25 protein-coding genes are annotated in these 13,352 nt (G+C 39.8%); all 25 read left to right on the top strand.

The genetic code is table 11. The features are described from left to right. Nucleotides 1–44 precede the first annotated feature (44 nt). The 25 genes from rpsS (at nucleotide 45) to H7T97_RS04870 (ending at nucleotide 13,181) form a co-directional block, all read left to right on the top strand. On the top strand, nucleotides 45–326 hold the full coding sequence (gene rpsS / locus H7T97_RS04990; RefSeq protein ID WP_000533766.1) for a 30S ribosomal protein S19: 282 nt from the start codon (nucleotides 45–47) through the stop codon (nucleotides 324–326). 11 nt (nucleotides 327–337) lie between these two features. Continuing rightward, the gene (rplV, locus tag H7T97_RS04985; RefSeq protein WP_000818139.1) at nucleotides 338–682 is read left to right on the top strand and encodes a 50S ribosomal protein L22; all 345 of its coding nucleotides are present in this window, start codon (nucleotides 338–340) and stop codon (nucleotides 680–682) included. Between the two features lie 12 nt (nucleotides 683–694). Then, nucleotides 695–1,348 (top strand): 30S ribosomal protein S3, encoded by a 654-nt coding sequence (gene rpsC, locus H7T97_RS04980; protein ID WP_003002336.1) that lies wholly within the window; start codon nucleotides 695–697, stop codon nucleotides 1,346–1,348. 3 nt (nucleotides 1,349–1,351) lie between these two features. Next, nucleotides 1,352–1,765, top strand: a complete 414-nt coding sequence (gene rplP / locus H7T97_RS04975) for a 50S ribosomal protein L16 (protein WP_000960947.1) — start codon at nucleotides 1,352–1,354, stop codon at nucleotides 1,763–1,765. A 9-nt stretch (nucleotides 1,766–1,774) separates the two neighbouring features. After that, nucleotides 1,775–1,981 (top strand): 50S ribosomal protein L29, encoded by a 207-nt coding sequence (gene rpmC, locus H7T97_RS04970; protein WP_003002350.1) that lies wholly within the window; start codon nucleotides 1,775–1,777, stop codon nucleotides 1,979–1,981. A 23-nt stretch (nucleotides 1,982–2,004) separates the two neighbouring features. Beyond that, nucleotides 2,005–2,265, top strand: a complete 261-nt coding sequence (gene rpsQ / locus H7T97_RS04965; protein WP_000440801.1) for a 30S ribosomal protein S17 — start codon at nucleotides 2,005–2,007, stop codon at nucleotides 2,263–2,265. A gap of 25 nt (nucleotides 2,266–2,290) precedes the next feature. Continuing rightward, complete coding sequence (gene rplN / locus H7T97_RS04960; RefSeq protein WP_003002384.1) at nucleotides 2,291–2,659, top strand: 50S ribosomal protein L14; 369 nt, start codon at nucleotides 2,291–2,293, stop codon at nucleotides 2,657–2,659. Between the two features lie 73 nt (nucleotides 2,660–2,732). Continuing rightward, nucleotides 2,733–3,038, top strand: coding sequence for a 50S ribosomal protein L24 (gene rplX / locus H7T97_RS04955; RefSeq protein ID WP_003002315.1), 306 nt, complete (start codon nucleotides 2,733–2,735; stop codon nucleotides 3,036–3,038). A 23-nt stretch (nucleotides 3,039–3,061) separates the two neighbouring features. Continuing rightward, nucleotides 3,062–3,604: a 50S ribosomal protein L5 gene (gene rplE, locus H7T97_RS04950; protein ID WP_003009606.1), complete on the top strand. Its 543-nt coding sequence runs from the start codon at nucleotides 3,062–3,064 to the stop codon at nucleotides 3,602–3,604. A 17-nt stretch (nucleotides 3,605–3,621) separates the two neighbouring features. Continuing rightward, nucleotides 3,622–3,807 carry a type Z 30S ribosomal protein S14 gene (locus H7T97_RS04945; RefSeq protein ID WP_001085699.1) on the top strand — a complete coding sequence of 62 codons (186 nt, stop codon included), beginning with the start codon at nucleotides 3,622–3,624 and terminating at the stop codon, nucleotides 3,805–3,807. 283 nt (nucleotides 3,808–4,090) lie between these two features. Beyond that, nucleotides 4,091–4,489 carry a 30S ribosomal protein S8 gene (gene rpsH / locus H7T97_RS04940; protein WP_003010897.1) on the top strand — a complete coding sequence of 133 codons (399 nt, stop codon included), beginning with the start codon at nucleotides 4,091–4,093 and terminating at the stop codon, nucleotides 4,487–4,489. Nucleotides 4,490–4,678: 189 nt separating this feature from the next. After that, nucleotides 4,679–5,215, top strand: coding sequence for a 50S ribosomal protein L6 (gene rplF, locus H7T97_RS04935; RefSeq protein WP_003010839.1), 537 nt, complete (start codon nucleotides 4,679–4,681; stop codon nucleotides 5,213–5,215). A gap of 83 nt (nucleotides 5,216–5,298) precedes the next feature. Further along, nucleotides 5,299–5,655, top strand: coding sequence for a 50S ribosomal protein L18 (rplR, locus tag H7T97_RS04930; protein WP_003010871.1), 357 nt, complete (start codon nucleotides 5,299–5,301; stop codon nucleotides 5,653–5,655). Nucleotides 5,656–5,672: 17 nt separating this feature from the next. Continuing rightward, nucleotides 5,673–6,167 carry a 30S ribosomal protein S5 gene (gene rpsE, locus H7T97_RS04925; RefSeq protein ID WP_003009617.1) on the top strand — a complete coding sequence of 165 codons (495 nt, stop codon included), beginning with the start codon at nucleotides 5,673–5,675 and terminating at the stop codon, nucleotides 6,165–6,167. 14 nt (nucleotides 6,168–6,181) lie between these two features. Then, on the top strand, nucleotides 6,182–6,364 hold the full coding sequence (gene rpmD, locus H7T97_RS04920) for a 50S ribosomal protein L30 (RefSeq protein ID WP_002894509.1): 183 nt from the start codon (nucleotides 6,182–6,184) through the stop codon (nucleotides 6,362–6,364). 145 nt (nucleotides 6,365–6,509) lie between these two features. Continuing rightward, complete coding sequence (rplO, locus tag H7T97_RS04915; RefSeq protein ID WP_003002405.1) at nucleotides 6,510–6,950, top strand: 50S ribosomal protein L15; 441 nt, start codon at nucleotides 6,510–6,512, stop codon at nucleotides 6,948–6,950. 12 nt (nucleotides 6,951–6,962) lie between these two features. Further along, the gene (secY, locus tag H7T97_RS04910) at nucleotides 6,963–8,273 is read left to right on the top strand and encodes a preprotein translocase subunit SecY (protein ID WP_023920186.1); all 1,311 of its coding nucleotides are present in this window, start codon (nucleotides 6,963–6,965) and stop codon (nucleotides 8,271–8,273) included. Nucleotides 8,274–8,369: 96 nt separating this feature from the next. Next, nucleotides 8,370–9,008 carry an adenylate kinase gene (locus tag H7T97_RS04905; protein ID WP_021154254.1) on the top strand — a complete coding sequence of 213 codons (639 nt, stop codon included), beginning with the start codon at nucleotides 8,370–8,372 and terminating at the stop codon, nucleotides 9,006–9,008. 116 nt (nucleotides 9,009–9,124) lie between these two features. Further along, nucleotides 9,125–9,343 carry a translation initiation factor IF-1 gene (gene infA, locus H7T97_RS04900; protein WP_001029883.1) on the top strand — a complete coding sequence of 73 codons (219 nt, stop codon included), beginning with the start codon at nucleotides 9,125–9,127 and terminating at the stop codon, nucleotides 9,341–9,343. A 23-nt stretch (nucleotides 9,344–9,366) separates the two neighbouring features. After that, entirely contained in the window at nucleotides 9,367–9,483 is a 117-nt protein-coding gene (rpmJ, locus tag H7T97_RS04895) for a 50S ribosomal protein L36 (protein WP_001808836.1), read from the top strand. A gap of 17 nt (nucleotides 9,484–9,500) precedes the next feature. Continuing rightward, complete coding sequence (gene rpsM, locus H7T97_RS04890; RefSeq protein WP_003009631.1) at nucleotides 9,501–9,866, top strand: 30S ribosomal protein S13; 366 nt, start codon at nucleotides 9,501–9,503, stop codon at nucleotides 9,864–9,866. 23 nt (nucleotides 9,867–9,889) lie between these two features. After that, entirely contained in the window at nucleotides 9,890–10,273 is a 384-nt protein-coding gene (gene rpsK / locus H7T97_RS04885) for a 30S ribosomal protein S11 (RefSeq protein WP_003002390.1), read from the top strand. A 45-nt stretch (nucleotides 10,274–10,318) separates the two neighbouring features. Further along, nucleotides 10,319–11,257, top strand: a complete 939-nt coding sequence (locus tag H7T97_RS04880; protein WP_003009635.1) for a DNA-directed RNA polymerase subunit alpha — start codon at nucleotides 10,319–10,321, stop codon at nucleotides 11,255–11,257. A gap of 11 nt (nucleotides 11,258–11,268) precedes the next feature. Beyond that, the gene (gene rplQ, locus H7T97_RS04875) at nucleotides 11,269–11,655 is read left to right on the top strand and encodes a 50S ribosomal protein L17 (RefSeq protein WP_003002399.1); all 387 of its coding nucleotides are present in this window, start codon (nucleotides 11,269–11,271) and stop codon (nucleotides 11,653–11,655) included. Between the two features lie 254 nt (nucleotides 11,656–11,909). Beyond that, nucleotides 11,910–13,181: a gamma-glutamylcysteine synthetase gene (locus H7T97_RS04870; RefSeq protein WP_201089585.1), complete on the top strand. Its 1,272-nt coding sequence runs from the start codon at nucleotides 11,910–11,912 to the stop codon at nucleotides 13,179–13,181. Nucleotides 13,182–13,352: the final 171 nt, after the last annotated feature.

The following is a 13,352-nucleotide window of genomic DNA, read 5'->3' as shown; positions in this document are numbered from 1 at the left end:
CGCAAGCCGCTGTGGTACTAAATTTTAAAGGAGAAAATTACAAAATGGGACGTAGTCTTAAAAAAGGACCTTTCGTCGATGAGCATTTGATGAAAAAAGTTGAAGCTCAAGCAAACGACGAAAAGAAAAAAGTAATTAAAACTTGGTCACGTCGTTCAACGATCTTCCCAAGTTTCATCGGATACACTATCGCAGTTTATGATGGACGTAAACATGTACCTGTTTACATCCAAGAAGACATGGTAGGTCACAAGCTTGGTGAATTCGCACCAACTCGTACTTACAAAGGTCACGCGGCAGACGACAAGAAGACACGTAGAAAATAAGGAGAACATAAATGGCAGAAATTACTTCAGCTAAAGCAATGGCTCGTACAGTGCGTGTTTCACCTCGTAAATCACGTCTTGTTCTTGACAACATCCGTGGTAAAAGCGTAGCCGATGCCATCGCTATTTTGACATTCACACCAAACAAAGCTGCAGGGATCATCCTTAAAGTGTTGAACTCAGCAGTAGCAAACGCTGAAAACAACTTTGGTTTGGAAAAAGCTAACTTGGTAGTATCTGAAGCATTCGCAAACGAAGGACCAACAATGAAACGTTTCCGTCCACGTGCGAAAGGTTCAGCTTCACCAATCAACAAACGTACAGCTCACATCACAGTAGCTGTTGCAGAAAAATAAGGAGGTAAACTCGTGGGTCAAAAAGTACATCCAATTGGTATGCGTGTTGGTATCATCCGTGATTGGGATGCCAAATGGTATGCTGAAAAAGAATACGCGGATTACCTTCATGAAGATCTTGCAATCCGTAAATTCATTCAAAAAGAATTGGCTGACGCAGCCGTTTCAACTATTGAAATCGAACGCGCAGTAAACAAAGTTAACGTTTCTCTTCACACTGCTAAACCAGGTATGGTTATCGGTAAAGGTGGAGCAAACGTTGATGCACTTCGTGCAGCTCTTAACAAATTGACTGGTAAACAAGTACACATCAACATCATTGAGATCAAACGTCCTGACTTGGATGCTCACCTTGTTGGTGAAGGAATCGCTCGTCAATTGGAACAACGTGTTGCTTTCCGTCGTGCACAAAAACAAGCAATCCAACGTGCTATGCGTGCTGGAGCTAAAGGAATCAAAACTCAAGTATCAGGTCGTTTGAACGGTGCAGATATTGCCCGTGCAGAAGGATACTCTGAAGGAACTGTTCCACTCCACACACTTCGCGCTGATATCGATTACGCTTGGGAAGAAGCAGACACTACTTACGGTAAACTTGGTGTTAAAGTATGGATCTACCGTGGTGAAGTTCTTCCGGCTCGTAAAGACGCTAAAGGAGGTAAATAACCAATGTTAGTACCTAAACGTGTAAAACACCGTCGCGAATTCCGTGGTAAAATGCGCGGTGAAGCAAAAGGTGGAAAAGAAGTAGCATTCGGTGAATACGGTCTTCAAGCTACAACTAGCCACTGGATCACAAACCGTCAAATCGAAGCTGCTCGTATCGCCATGACTCGTTACATGAAACGTGGTGGTAAAGTTTGGATTAAGATTTTCCCACACAAATCATACACCGCTAAAGCTATCGGGGTACGTATGGGATCTGGTAAAGGGGCTCCTGAAGGTTGGGTAGCACCAGTTAAACGTGGTAAAGTGATGTTCGAAATCGCTGGTGTATCTGAAGAGATCGCACGCGAAGCACTTCGTCTTGCTAGCCACAAATTGCCAGTTAAAACTAAATTTGTGAAACGTGAAGCAGAATAAGGAGAGGTCATGAAACTTACAGAAGTAAAAGAATTTGTTAAAGAACTTCGTGGTCTTTCTCAAGAAGAACTCGCGAAGCGTGAAAATGAATTGAAGAAAGAATTGTTTGAACTTCGTTTCCAAGCAGCTGCTGGTCAATTGGAACAAACTGGACGTTTGAAAGAAGTGAAAAAACAAATCGCTCGTATCAAAACTGTTCAATCAGAAGCTAAATAATAGACTAGGGAAGGAGAATTTCAATGGAACGCAATAATCGTAAAGTTCTTGTTGGACGCGTTGTGTCTGACAAAATGGACAAAACAATCACAGTTGTAGTTGAAACTAAACGTAACCACCCAGTCTATGGTAAACGTATCAACTATTCTAAAAAATACAAAGCTCATGATGAAAACAATGTTGCTAAAGAAGGCGATATCGTTCGTATCATGGAAACTCGTCCGCTTTCAGCTACAAAACGCTTCCGTCTTGTAGAAGTCGTTGAAGAAGCGGTCATCATCTAATCATACCTGAAAGGAGAAAACGTAAATGATTCAAACAGAAACTCGTTTGAAAGTCGCTGACAACAGTGGCGCACGCGAAATCTTGACAATCAAAGTTCTTGGTGGTTCAAAACGTAAATTCGCGAGCATCGGTGATGTAATCGTTGCATCTGTAAAACAAGCTACTCCTGGTGGTGCGGTTAAGAAAGGTGACGTTGTAAAAGCTGTTATCGTTCGTACTAAATCAGGTGCTCGTCGTAAAGATGGTTCATACATCAAGTTCGACGAAAATGCAGCAGTGATCATCCGTGACGACAAAACTCCTCGCGGAACTCGTATCTTTGGTCCAGTTGCACGTGAATTGCGTGACGGTGGATTCATGAAGATCGTATCACTTGCTCCAGAAGTACTTTAATCAATCAAAAACAAACACAGTCCCCTGGCTCAGCCAGGGTGCCCATCGGGCGTAAGAATAAAAGGAGAATAAAATGTTTGTAAAAAAAGGCGACAAAGTTCGCGTTATTGCTGGTAAAGACAAAGGCGTAGAAGCTGTTGTTCTTACTGCTCTTCCAAAAGTAAATAAAGTTGTTGTAGAAGGTGTAAACATCATTAAGAAACACCAACGTCCAAATAACGAAAACCCTCAAGGTGCGATCGTTGAAAAAGAAGCTCCAATCCATGCTTCTAACGTTCAAGTTTTGGACAAAAACGGTGTTGCTGGACGTGTTGGCTACAAATTTGTAGACGGCAAAAAAGTTCGCTACAACAAAAAATCAGGCGAAGTGCTTGACTAATCACGAAGGAAAGGAGAAGTATAATGGCTAATCGTTTAAAAGAAAAATACCTTAATGAAGTAGTACCATCATTGACTGAACAGTTCAACTATTCATCAGTTATGGCTGTGCCAAAAGTTGATAAAATCGTTTTGAACATGGGTGTCGGTGATGCAGTATCAAATGCTAAGAACCTTGAAAAAGCTGCTGAAGAGCTTGCTTTGATCTCAGGTCAAAAACCATTGATCACTAAGGCTAAAAAATCAATCGCCGGCTTCCGTCTTCGTGAAGGTGTTGCGATCGGTGCAAAAGTTACCCTTCGTGGTGAACGTATGTACGAATTCTTGGATAAATTGGTAACAGTTTCACTTCCACGTGTACGTGACTTCCATGGTGTTCCAACAAAATCATTTGATGGACGCGGAAACTACACACTTGGTGTGAAAGAACAATTGATCTTCCCAGAAATCAACTTTGATGATGTTGATAAAACTCGTGGTTTGGATATCGTAATCGTAACTACAGCGAACACAGACGAAGAATCACGTGCATTGCTTACTGGCCTCGGTATGCCGTTTGCAAAATAATATAGGAGGTAAAACTAATGGCTAAAAAATCTATGATTGCTAAGAACAAACGCCCAGCGAAGTTCTCTACTCAAGCATACACTCGCTGTGAACGTTGTGGACGTCCACACTCAGTTTACCGCAAGTTTAAACTTTGCCGTGTTTGCTTCCGTGAATTGGCATACAAAGGTCAAATCCCAGGTGTCACAAAAGCATCTTGGTAATTTAAGATATCAAGGGCGTTAAAACTCCAAGTGAAAATAGGAAACTTGACGAAGAAACTTTAGTTTCTAGGAAAGTTTATCTTTTTCACACAGAGTTTAGCCCGGGTTCAGTTGGGCTTGCCAATTTGAACACGAGCTACAGCTTTGGCAAAAAAGACCAATTTTCTTTGGAGCATCGCTCCTGCATCAAATTGCCTATTTTTGCTCTCGCTGTTACGCTCTCTGTATCATGTATTAACTAGCAAGTGCAACTTGCAAACTACTAGTAAGAGGAGAAATTATAATGGTTATGACTGACCCAATCGCAGACTTCCTTACACGTATTCGTAACGCTAACCAAGCAAAACACGAAGTACTTGAAGTACCTGCATCAAACATCAAAAAAGGGATTGCTGAAATCCTTAAACGCGAAGGTTTTGTAAAAAACGTTGAATTCATCGAAGATGACAAACAAGGTATCATCCGTGTATTCTTGAAATATGGACAAAACGGTGAAAAAGTTATCACAAACTTGAAACGTGTATCTAAACCAGGTTTGCGTGTTTACAAAAAACGTGAAGATCTTCCAAAAGTTCTTAACGGACTTGGAATTGCTATCCTTTCAACTTCTGAAGGTTTGCTTACTGATAAAGAAGCACGCCAAAAGAACGTTGGTGGGGAAGTTATCGCTTACGTTTGGTAATATTTAGCTTCCAATTTCGTTGTGACTCTTCGTTGTTGTCTCTTGTCTAACCCAAAGTTATGTCTGTGAGACAATGCCTCGATTCACTTAGAAAATGAGACCTAAACATTAACTTTTAAATCAAAAAGATTTAAACCCCGTGAAAACTGGCCCGCAAAGGCCTGACAATTTAACAGGAGAATAAAAAACATGTCACGTATTGGTAATAAAGTTATCGTGTTGCCTGCTGGTGTTGAAATCACTAACAATGACAACGTTGTAACTGTAAAAGGACCTAAAGGAGAACTTACTCGTACGTTCTCAAAAGATATTGAAATCCGTGTGGAAGGTACTGAAGTAACACTTCACCGTCCAAACGATTCAAAAGAAATGAAAACAATCCACGGAACAACTCGTGCCCTTTTGAACAACATGGTTACTGGTGTATCAGAAGGATTCAAGAAAGAACTTGAAATGCGCGGGGTTGGATACCGTGCACAACTTCAAGGATCAAAACTTGTTTTGGCTGTTGGTAAATCACACCCAGACGAAGTTGAAGCTCCAGAAGGAATTACTTTTGAACTTCCAAACCCAACAACAATCGTTGTTAGCGGAATTTCAAAAGAAGTAGTTGGTCAAACAGCTGCTTATGTACGTAGCCTTCGTTCACCTGAACCATACAAAGGTAAAGGGATCCGTTATGTTGGTGAATACGTTCGCCGCAAAGAAGGTAAAACAGGTAAATAATGTAGTTTGGTTGTTTTTCAACCAAACTTCATCTTACCAACTCAGTGCTTAGCACATGATTTTAAAATTAAGAGGTGAAAATTGTGATTTCGAAACCAGATAAAAACAAAATCCGTCAAAAACGCCACCGTCGCGTTCGCGGAAAACTCTCTGGAACTGCTGATCGCCCACGTTTGAACGTATTCCGTTCTAATACAGGCATCTACGCTCAAGTAATTGATGACGTAGCGGGTGTAACGCTCGCAAGCGCTTCAACTCTTGACAAAGAAGTTTCAAAAGGAACTAAAACTGAACAAGCCGTTGTTGTCGGCAAACTTGTTGCTGAACGTGCAGTTGCTAAAGGTATTTCTGAAGTGGTGTTCGACCGCGGTGGATATCTATATCACGGACGTGTTAAAGCTTTGGCTGATGCAGCTCGTGAAAACGGATTGAAATTCTAATAGGAGGACACTAGAAAATGGCATTTAAAGATAATGCAGTTGAACTTGAAGAACGCGTAGTTGCCATCAACCGTGTAACAAAAGTTGTTAAAGGTGGACGTCGTCTTCGTTTTGCAGCTCTTGTAGTTGTTGGTGACCGTAATGGCCGTGTTGGATTTGGTACTGGTAAAGCTCAAGAAGTTCCAGAAGCAATCCGTAAGGCTGTTGAAGATGCTAAGAAAAACTTGATCGAAGTTCCTATGGTTGGAACAACAATTCCACACGAAGTAACATCAGTATTTGGTGGAGCTCGTGTATTGTTGAAACCAGCTATCGAAGGGGCTGGGGTTGCTGCAGGTGGAGCAGTTCGTGCCGTTGTCGAATTGGCAGGTATTGCAGATGTTACATCTAAATCACTTGGATCAAACACTCCAATCAACATCGTTCGTGCAACTGTTAACGGTTTGGCACAATTGAAACGCGCTGATGAAGTTGCTGCCCTTCGTGGTATTTCAGTTTCTGACTTGGCTTAAGAAAGGAGATTCAAATGGCTCAAATTAAAATTACTTTGACTAAGTCTCCAATCGGACGCATCCCGTCACAACGTAAAACTGTTGTAGCACTTGGACTTGGCAAATTGAACAGCTCTGTTATTAAAGAAGATAACCCAGCAGTACGTGGTATGATCACTGCTGTATCTCACTTGGTAACAGTTGAAGAAGTAAAATAATCTATTTAAAATAGAAACAAAGTTTTCAGGGGTATGAGAAGTTCTCATCCCCTAAAACTAAATATAAGTATAGGCGAGTTTGTAGTTAGGACACCTTTTCCTGATTACATGCGTTAGCAATTTACAAAAGAGGAGAAAATAAATAATGAAACTTCATGAATTACAACCTGCTACAGGTTCACGTAAAGTCCGCAACCGTGTTGGTCGTGGTACTTCATCTGGTAATGGTAAAACTTCTGGCCGTGGTCAAAAAGGTCAAAAAGCTCGTAGCGGTGGCGGTGTACGTCTTGGTTTTGAAGGTGGACAAACTCCATTGTTCCGTCGTCTTCCAAAACGTGGATTTACAAACATCAACGCTAAAGAATATGCTATTGTGAACCTTGATCAATTGAACGCCTTTGAAGATGGTGCTGAAGTAACTCCAGTAGTACTTGTAGAATCAGGAATTGTAAAAGCTGAAAAATCAGGTATCAAAATTCTTGGTAACGGAGAATTGACTAAGAAGTTGACTGTTAAAGCAGCTAAATTCTCTAAATCAGCTGAAGAAGCTATCACTGCTAAAGGTGGTTCAGTTGAAGTCATCTAAGTGAGGTGACCTATGTTTTTTAAATTATTAAAAGATGCATTTAAGGTGAAACAAGTACGGTCGAAGATTTTATTTACGATCTTCATCATTCTTGTTTTCCGCATTGGGACCACGATTACAGTGCCTGGTGTAAATGCGAAAATTCTGAACAACCTTCAAGATGTGTCCTTCTTGAACATGCTCAGTTTGGTTTCTGGGAATGCCATGAGGAACTTCTCAGTTTTCGCATTAGGGGTTAGCCCATACATTACAGCTTCGATCGTCGTGCAACTTTTGCAAATGGATCTGTTGCCTAAGTTTGTTGAATGGGGCAAACAAGGGGAAGTTGGTCGAAGAAAGCTCAACCAAGCAACACGCTATATTTCTTTGGTTCTAGCCTTTGTTCAATCCATCGGGATTACAGCCACCTTCCACACTTTGTCTCAGGCGAAATTAGTCGCAACTCCAAATACCAAGACCTATCTATTAATCGGTGCGATTCTGACGACCGGTTCCATGATTGTGACCTGGCTTGGAGAACAAATCACAGATAAAGGGTACGGTAATGGTGTTTCAATGATTATCTTTGCAGGGATTGTGTCATCAATTCCTGAGATGATTAAAGAAATCTATGAAAATGCATTTGTGAATGTTCGTTCTGGTCAAATGACCAATTCCCTCATTTTTGTTGGGGTATTAATCCTTGCTGTCTTGGTTATTGTTTACTTTACAACCTTTGTGGAGCAAGCACAATACAAGATTCCAATCCAATATACAAAGATTGCACAAGGAGCTCCATCAAGTTCTTACCTACCTTTGAAAGTAAACCCAGCAGGAGTTATTCCTGTCATCTTCGCTAGTTCGATTACAGCAGCGCCTGCTGCAATTTTCCAAGTGATTAGCGCTATGGGTTACAATGCAGGATGGGTGAAAACAGCTCAAGCCATGTTGGCTACAAACACACCAACTGGTGTGGCAATGTATGCCTTATTGATCATTCTCTTCACCTTCTTCTACACGTTTGTTCAGATCAATCCTGAAAAAACTGCAGAAAACCTTCAAAAGAGTGGTGCCTATATCCCAGGCGTCCGCCCTGGTAAGGGGACAGAAGAGTTTATGTCTCGTTTGCTACGTCGTTTAGCAAGCGTCGGATCAGTATTCCTTGGCTTTATTACCATCATTCCAATCCTGGCTCGAGATTTATTTGGTTTGACAGATGCAGTTGCTCTTGGAGGAACTAGTTTGTTAATCATTATTTCAACAGGTATTGAGGGAATGAAACAATTAGAAGGCTACTTATTAAAACGTAAGTATGTCGGATTTATGGACACAACAACAGAATAGAATAAGGTTGACTTTGTCAGCCTTCTATTTTGTTTTTAAATGGAAATAGGAATTCGCTCCTGCTTCCATTTAAAAACAAAATAAGGAGAATTCATCATGAATCTTTTAATTATGGGGTTGCCTGGAGCAGGTAAAGGAACTCAAGCAGCTAAAATCGTTGAAGAGTTTCACGTAGCGCATATCTCCACTGGAGATATGTTCCGCGCAGCGATGGCTAACCAAACTGAAATGGGTGTGCTTGCAAAATCATACATTGATAAAGGTGAGTTGGTACCAGATGAAGTAACCAATGGAATTGTAAAAGAACGCCTTGCTCAAGATGATATTAAAGAAACAGGTTTCTTGTTAGACGGATATCCACGTACCATTGAGCAAGCTCATGCTTTAGATAAAACATTGGCTGAACTTGGTATTGAGCTTGAAGGTGTTATCAACATCGAAGTAAATCCAGACAGTCTTTTAGAGCGTTTGAGCGGACGTATCATTCATCGTCAAACTGGAGAAACTTTCCATAAAGTATTCAATCCACCAGTTGATTACAAAGAGGAAGATTACTACCAACGTGAAGATGATAAACCTGAGACAGTAAAACGTCGTTTGGATGTTAATATTGCCCAAGGTGAACCAATCATTGAATTTTATCGTTCAAAAGGACTCGTACATGACATCCAAGGGAACCAAGATATCAATGATGTATTTTCAGACATTGAAAAAGTCTTGTCAAATTTGAAATAAAAGCGTTTTTCATGCTTGCAATATTGGACAACTAGTGTTACAATTAGTTAGTCTGACTTATAATTGTTACCTCTGTGCTCAGAGGAATGAATCGAAATTTATGGAGGTACTTTTGCGTGGCAAAAGACGATGTGATTGAAGTAGAAGGCAAAGTAGTCGATACAATGCCGAATGCTATGTTTACGGTTGAACTTGAAAATGGACATCAGATTTTAGCAACAGTTTCTGGTAAAATTCGTAAAAACTATATTCGTATTTTAGCGGGAGATCGTGTTACAGTGGAGATGAGTCCGTACGATTTGACACGTGGACGTATCACATACCGCTTTAAATAATCGAAAAACTTGGAGGGATAAAAATGAAAGTAAGACCATCGGTCAAACCAATTTGCGAATACTGTAAAGTAATTCGTCGTAATGGTCGTGTTATGGTAATTTGCCCAGCAAATCCAAAACACAAACAACGTCAAGGATAAGATAGAAAGGAGAAAACATGGCTCGTATTGCTGGAGTTGACATTCCAAATGACAAACGTGTAGTAATTTCATTGACTTATGTGTACGGTATCGGACTTCCAACATCTAAGAAAATCCTTGCTGCTGCAGGCGTTTCTGAAGATATTCGTGTTCGCGATCTTACACCAGATCAAGAAGATGCTATCCGTCGTGAAGTTGACGCAATCAAAGTTGAAGGTGACCTTCGTCGTGAAGTAAACTTGAACATCAAACGCTTGATGGAAATCGGTTCATACCGTGGTATCCGTCACCGTCGTGGACTTCCAGTTCGTGGACAAAACACTAAAAACAATGCTCGCACTCGTAAAGGTAAAGCTGTTGCGATTGCAGGTAAGAAAAAATAAAATAAAATAAGGAGGTAAAAATCTTGGCTAAACCAACACGTAAACGTCGTGTGAAAAAGAATATCGAATCTGGTATTGCTCATATTCACGCTACATTTAACAACACAATTGTTATGATTACTGATGTGCATGGTAACGCAATCGCTTGGTCATCTGCAGGTGCACTTGGATTTAAAGGTTCTCGTAAATCTACACCATTTGCTGCTCAAATGGCATCAGAAGCTGCTGCAAAAGCTGCTCAAGAACACGGACTTAAATCTGTTGAAGTAACTGTTAAAGGTCCTGGTTCAGGTCGTGAGTCTGCTATTCGTGCACTTGCTGCTGCTGGTCTTGAAGTAACTGCAATCCGCGATGTAACTCCTGTACCACACAATGGTGCTCGTCCTCCAAAACGTCGCCGTGTATAATCATCAACAATTACACAGCTTTTCGTTTAAGAGGGAGTATAGCAAATGATTGAGTTTGAAAAACCAAATATAACAAAAATTGATGAAAACAAAGATTATGGCGTGTTTGTCGTAGAACCACTTGAACGTGGCTATGGTACAACACTTGGAAACTCACTTCGTCGTGTACTTCTGGCTTCACTTCCAGGTGCAGCTGTCACTTCAATCAACATTGAAGGTGTACTCCACGAATTTGATACCGTTCCAGGAGTCCGTGAAGACGTTATGCAAATTATTCTTAACGTTAAAGGAATCGCCGTTAAATCTTACGTCCAAGACGAAAAGATTATTGAACTTGATGTAGAAGGACCTGCAGAAGTAACTGCTGGAGATATTCTTACTGATAGTGACATCGAAATTGTAAACCCTGATCATTATCTATTTACAATCGGAGAGGGAGCATCTTTGAAAGCGACGCTTACTGTAAACAGTGGACGTGGCTATGTTCCAGCTGATCAAAACAAAAAAGATGATGCACCAGTGGGAACACTTGCTGTAGATTCAATCTATACGCCAGTGACTAAAGTCAATTACCAAGTTGAACCAGCACGCGTTGGTAGCAACGATGGCTTTGACAAGCTAACCCTTGAAATTTTGACAAATGGGACAATCATTCCAGAAGATGCCTTAGGTTTGTCTGCTCGTATTTTGACAGAACACCTAAATCTATTCACAAACTTAACTGAAATTGCTATTGCAACAGATGTTATGAAGGAAGTAGATACAACTTCTGATGATCGCATTTTAGAACGTACGATCGAAGAATTAGATCTTTCAGTTCGTTCATATAACTGTTTGAAACGTGCTGGCATTAATACTGTTTACGATTTGACTGAAAAATCAGAAGCAGAAATGATGAAAGTTCGTAACTTGGGACGTAAGAGTCTTGAAGAAGTTAAAATCAAACTTGCCGACTTAGGCCTTGGGTTAAAAAACGATAAATAGAGGAGGAATACATGGCTTACCGTAAACTAGGACGCACTAGCTCACAACGTAAAGCGATGCTTCGCGATTTGACTACAGATCTTATCATCAATGAAGCAATTGTAACAACTGAAGCACGTGCGAAAGAAATCCGTAAATCAGTTGAAAAAATGATTACTTTGGGTAAACGTGGTGATTTGCATGCACGTCGTCAAGCTGCTGCATTCGTACGTAACGAAGTTGCATCACAAAACTTTGATGAAGAAACAGGTAAATACTCAGAAACAACTGCACTTCAAAAATTGTTCTCTGAATTAGCACCTCGTTATGCTGAGCGCAATGGTGGATATACTCGTATCCTTAAAACTGAACCACGTCGTGGTGATGCTGCGCCAATGGCTATCATCGAATTGGTATAATATCATCAATTTTGTTGAGTGTTATGATGATGGAATACACTGTTATTCTTAGTCTAGCTCTGGTCTACCGCTGGGGGTTTTCCCCAGCGGGAACACTCATCATATTGAATGAATGGTAGACGCTTGTTTACGAAATTGCTTTAATTTAAAACAATTTCGTAAGCAGGCGTTTTGTCTTGCTTTTCATGAGTAGTCGAGAATAGCAAAAAATGATATAATGGAACCCATATCTCCAATAGAAGAAAAAGGATTCAATGACAAAACAACAAGCAATTAAATTACTAAAAGAGAAGTACCTTAGTAATATGAAAGAGGATTCGGAACTCTTTGTCGGAGTTGAATTAGAGTTTCCGATTGTAGAAACAAATGGAAACAAAACAAATATAGAGGTGACGAAAAATCTTTTTCGAACCTTAGCCAACTTATCAGATTTTGAAGTTGAAAAAATAGATGACGATCAAAATCCCATTCAATTGATTCACTGCTCTTCTAAAGATCGTATTCTATTCGAGTTGAGTTACAATACAATTGAATTTGCATTTGAGAGAGCTCATTCTATAAATGAGGTAGCCAAACGTTTTGAGGCCTATTTAAAGATCATTCAACCGATTTTGCAAGAAAATAATCACGAAATCCAAGGGCGCGGAATCCATCCTTTGTGGAAAGAAAATGATAATAGCCCAGTGAAAATCGAACGATACAAGATGTTAATGGCTTTCCTTGCAATGAATGGTACAGGGATGAAAACACACTCCTATCCTTCGTACGGAGCATTTATATGCGGAAACCAGGTTCAATTGGATGTAAGGCGCGATAACTATCTTCGCATCATTAATGCATTTAATAAAATTGAAGCAGTAAAAGCATATTTGTTTTCTAACTCAGAATTTTCAGCAGAGGTTTGGGATACAAAAATTGCCAGAGATATTTTCTGGGAAGAATCCTTACATGGTTATTATAAGGAAAATGTAGGGATGTATCCTAAGGACTACCAAAGCGAAGAAGAGTTTTTTAATAATCTCGCTAGAACAGCTATTTTTACGGCAATTAGAGAGGGCAAATCATATTATTTTAAACCAATTCGAGTGGAAAACTATCTAGATCAAAAAGAAATTACGGCCTATACGGCTGATGGAAATGAGAAGATCATTAACCCTGTAAAAGAAGATCTAAAACAACATCGAAGTTACCAATTACAAGATTTAACTGCTCGTGGGACTGTGGAATTTAGAAGCGTTTGTACACAACCATTAGAAACCACCTTTGCCCCGATAGCCTTTGAGTTGGGCTTGTTTGTAGAATTAGAAAAACTGGAAAACTATTTAGAAGAATGTTCATTTTTTAAAAATGAAGAACAGGACTATCGAAAACTTAGAAAGAAATATTCAAAGAAAAATCTAAGTGAAAAGGAAAAAGAAGCGATACAATCCTTTTCAAAAGATCTTCTGGACATAGCTAAAGCAGGATTAATTAAAAGAGGTTATGGAGAAGAAAAATTTCTCATCATTAACAAAGAACTAGACTAATAGAAAAGCCTGTAATACAGGCTTTTCTTTGTTTATTTCAAAAAAACTTTCAAAAAAATAAAAAATTTTTAAAAAAAGTGTTGACAGTAAGGGTAGGTCATGATATACTAATATAGTTGTCGCGCGAGAGCGACAAAGACCTTTGAAAACTGAACAAGACGAACCAATGTG

The organism is Streptococcus parasanguinis (genome assembly GCF_016648925.1).
GTDB lineage: Bacteria > Bacillota > Bacilli > Lactobacillales > Streptococcaceae > Streptococcus.
This window is presented reverse-complemented; position numbering and strand designations above follow the sequence as displayed.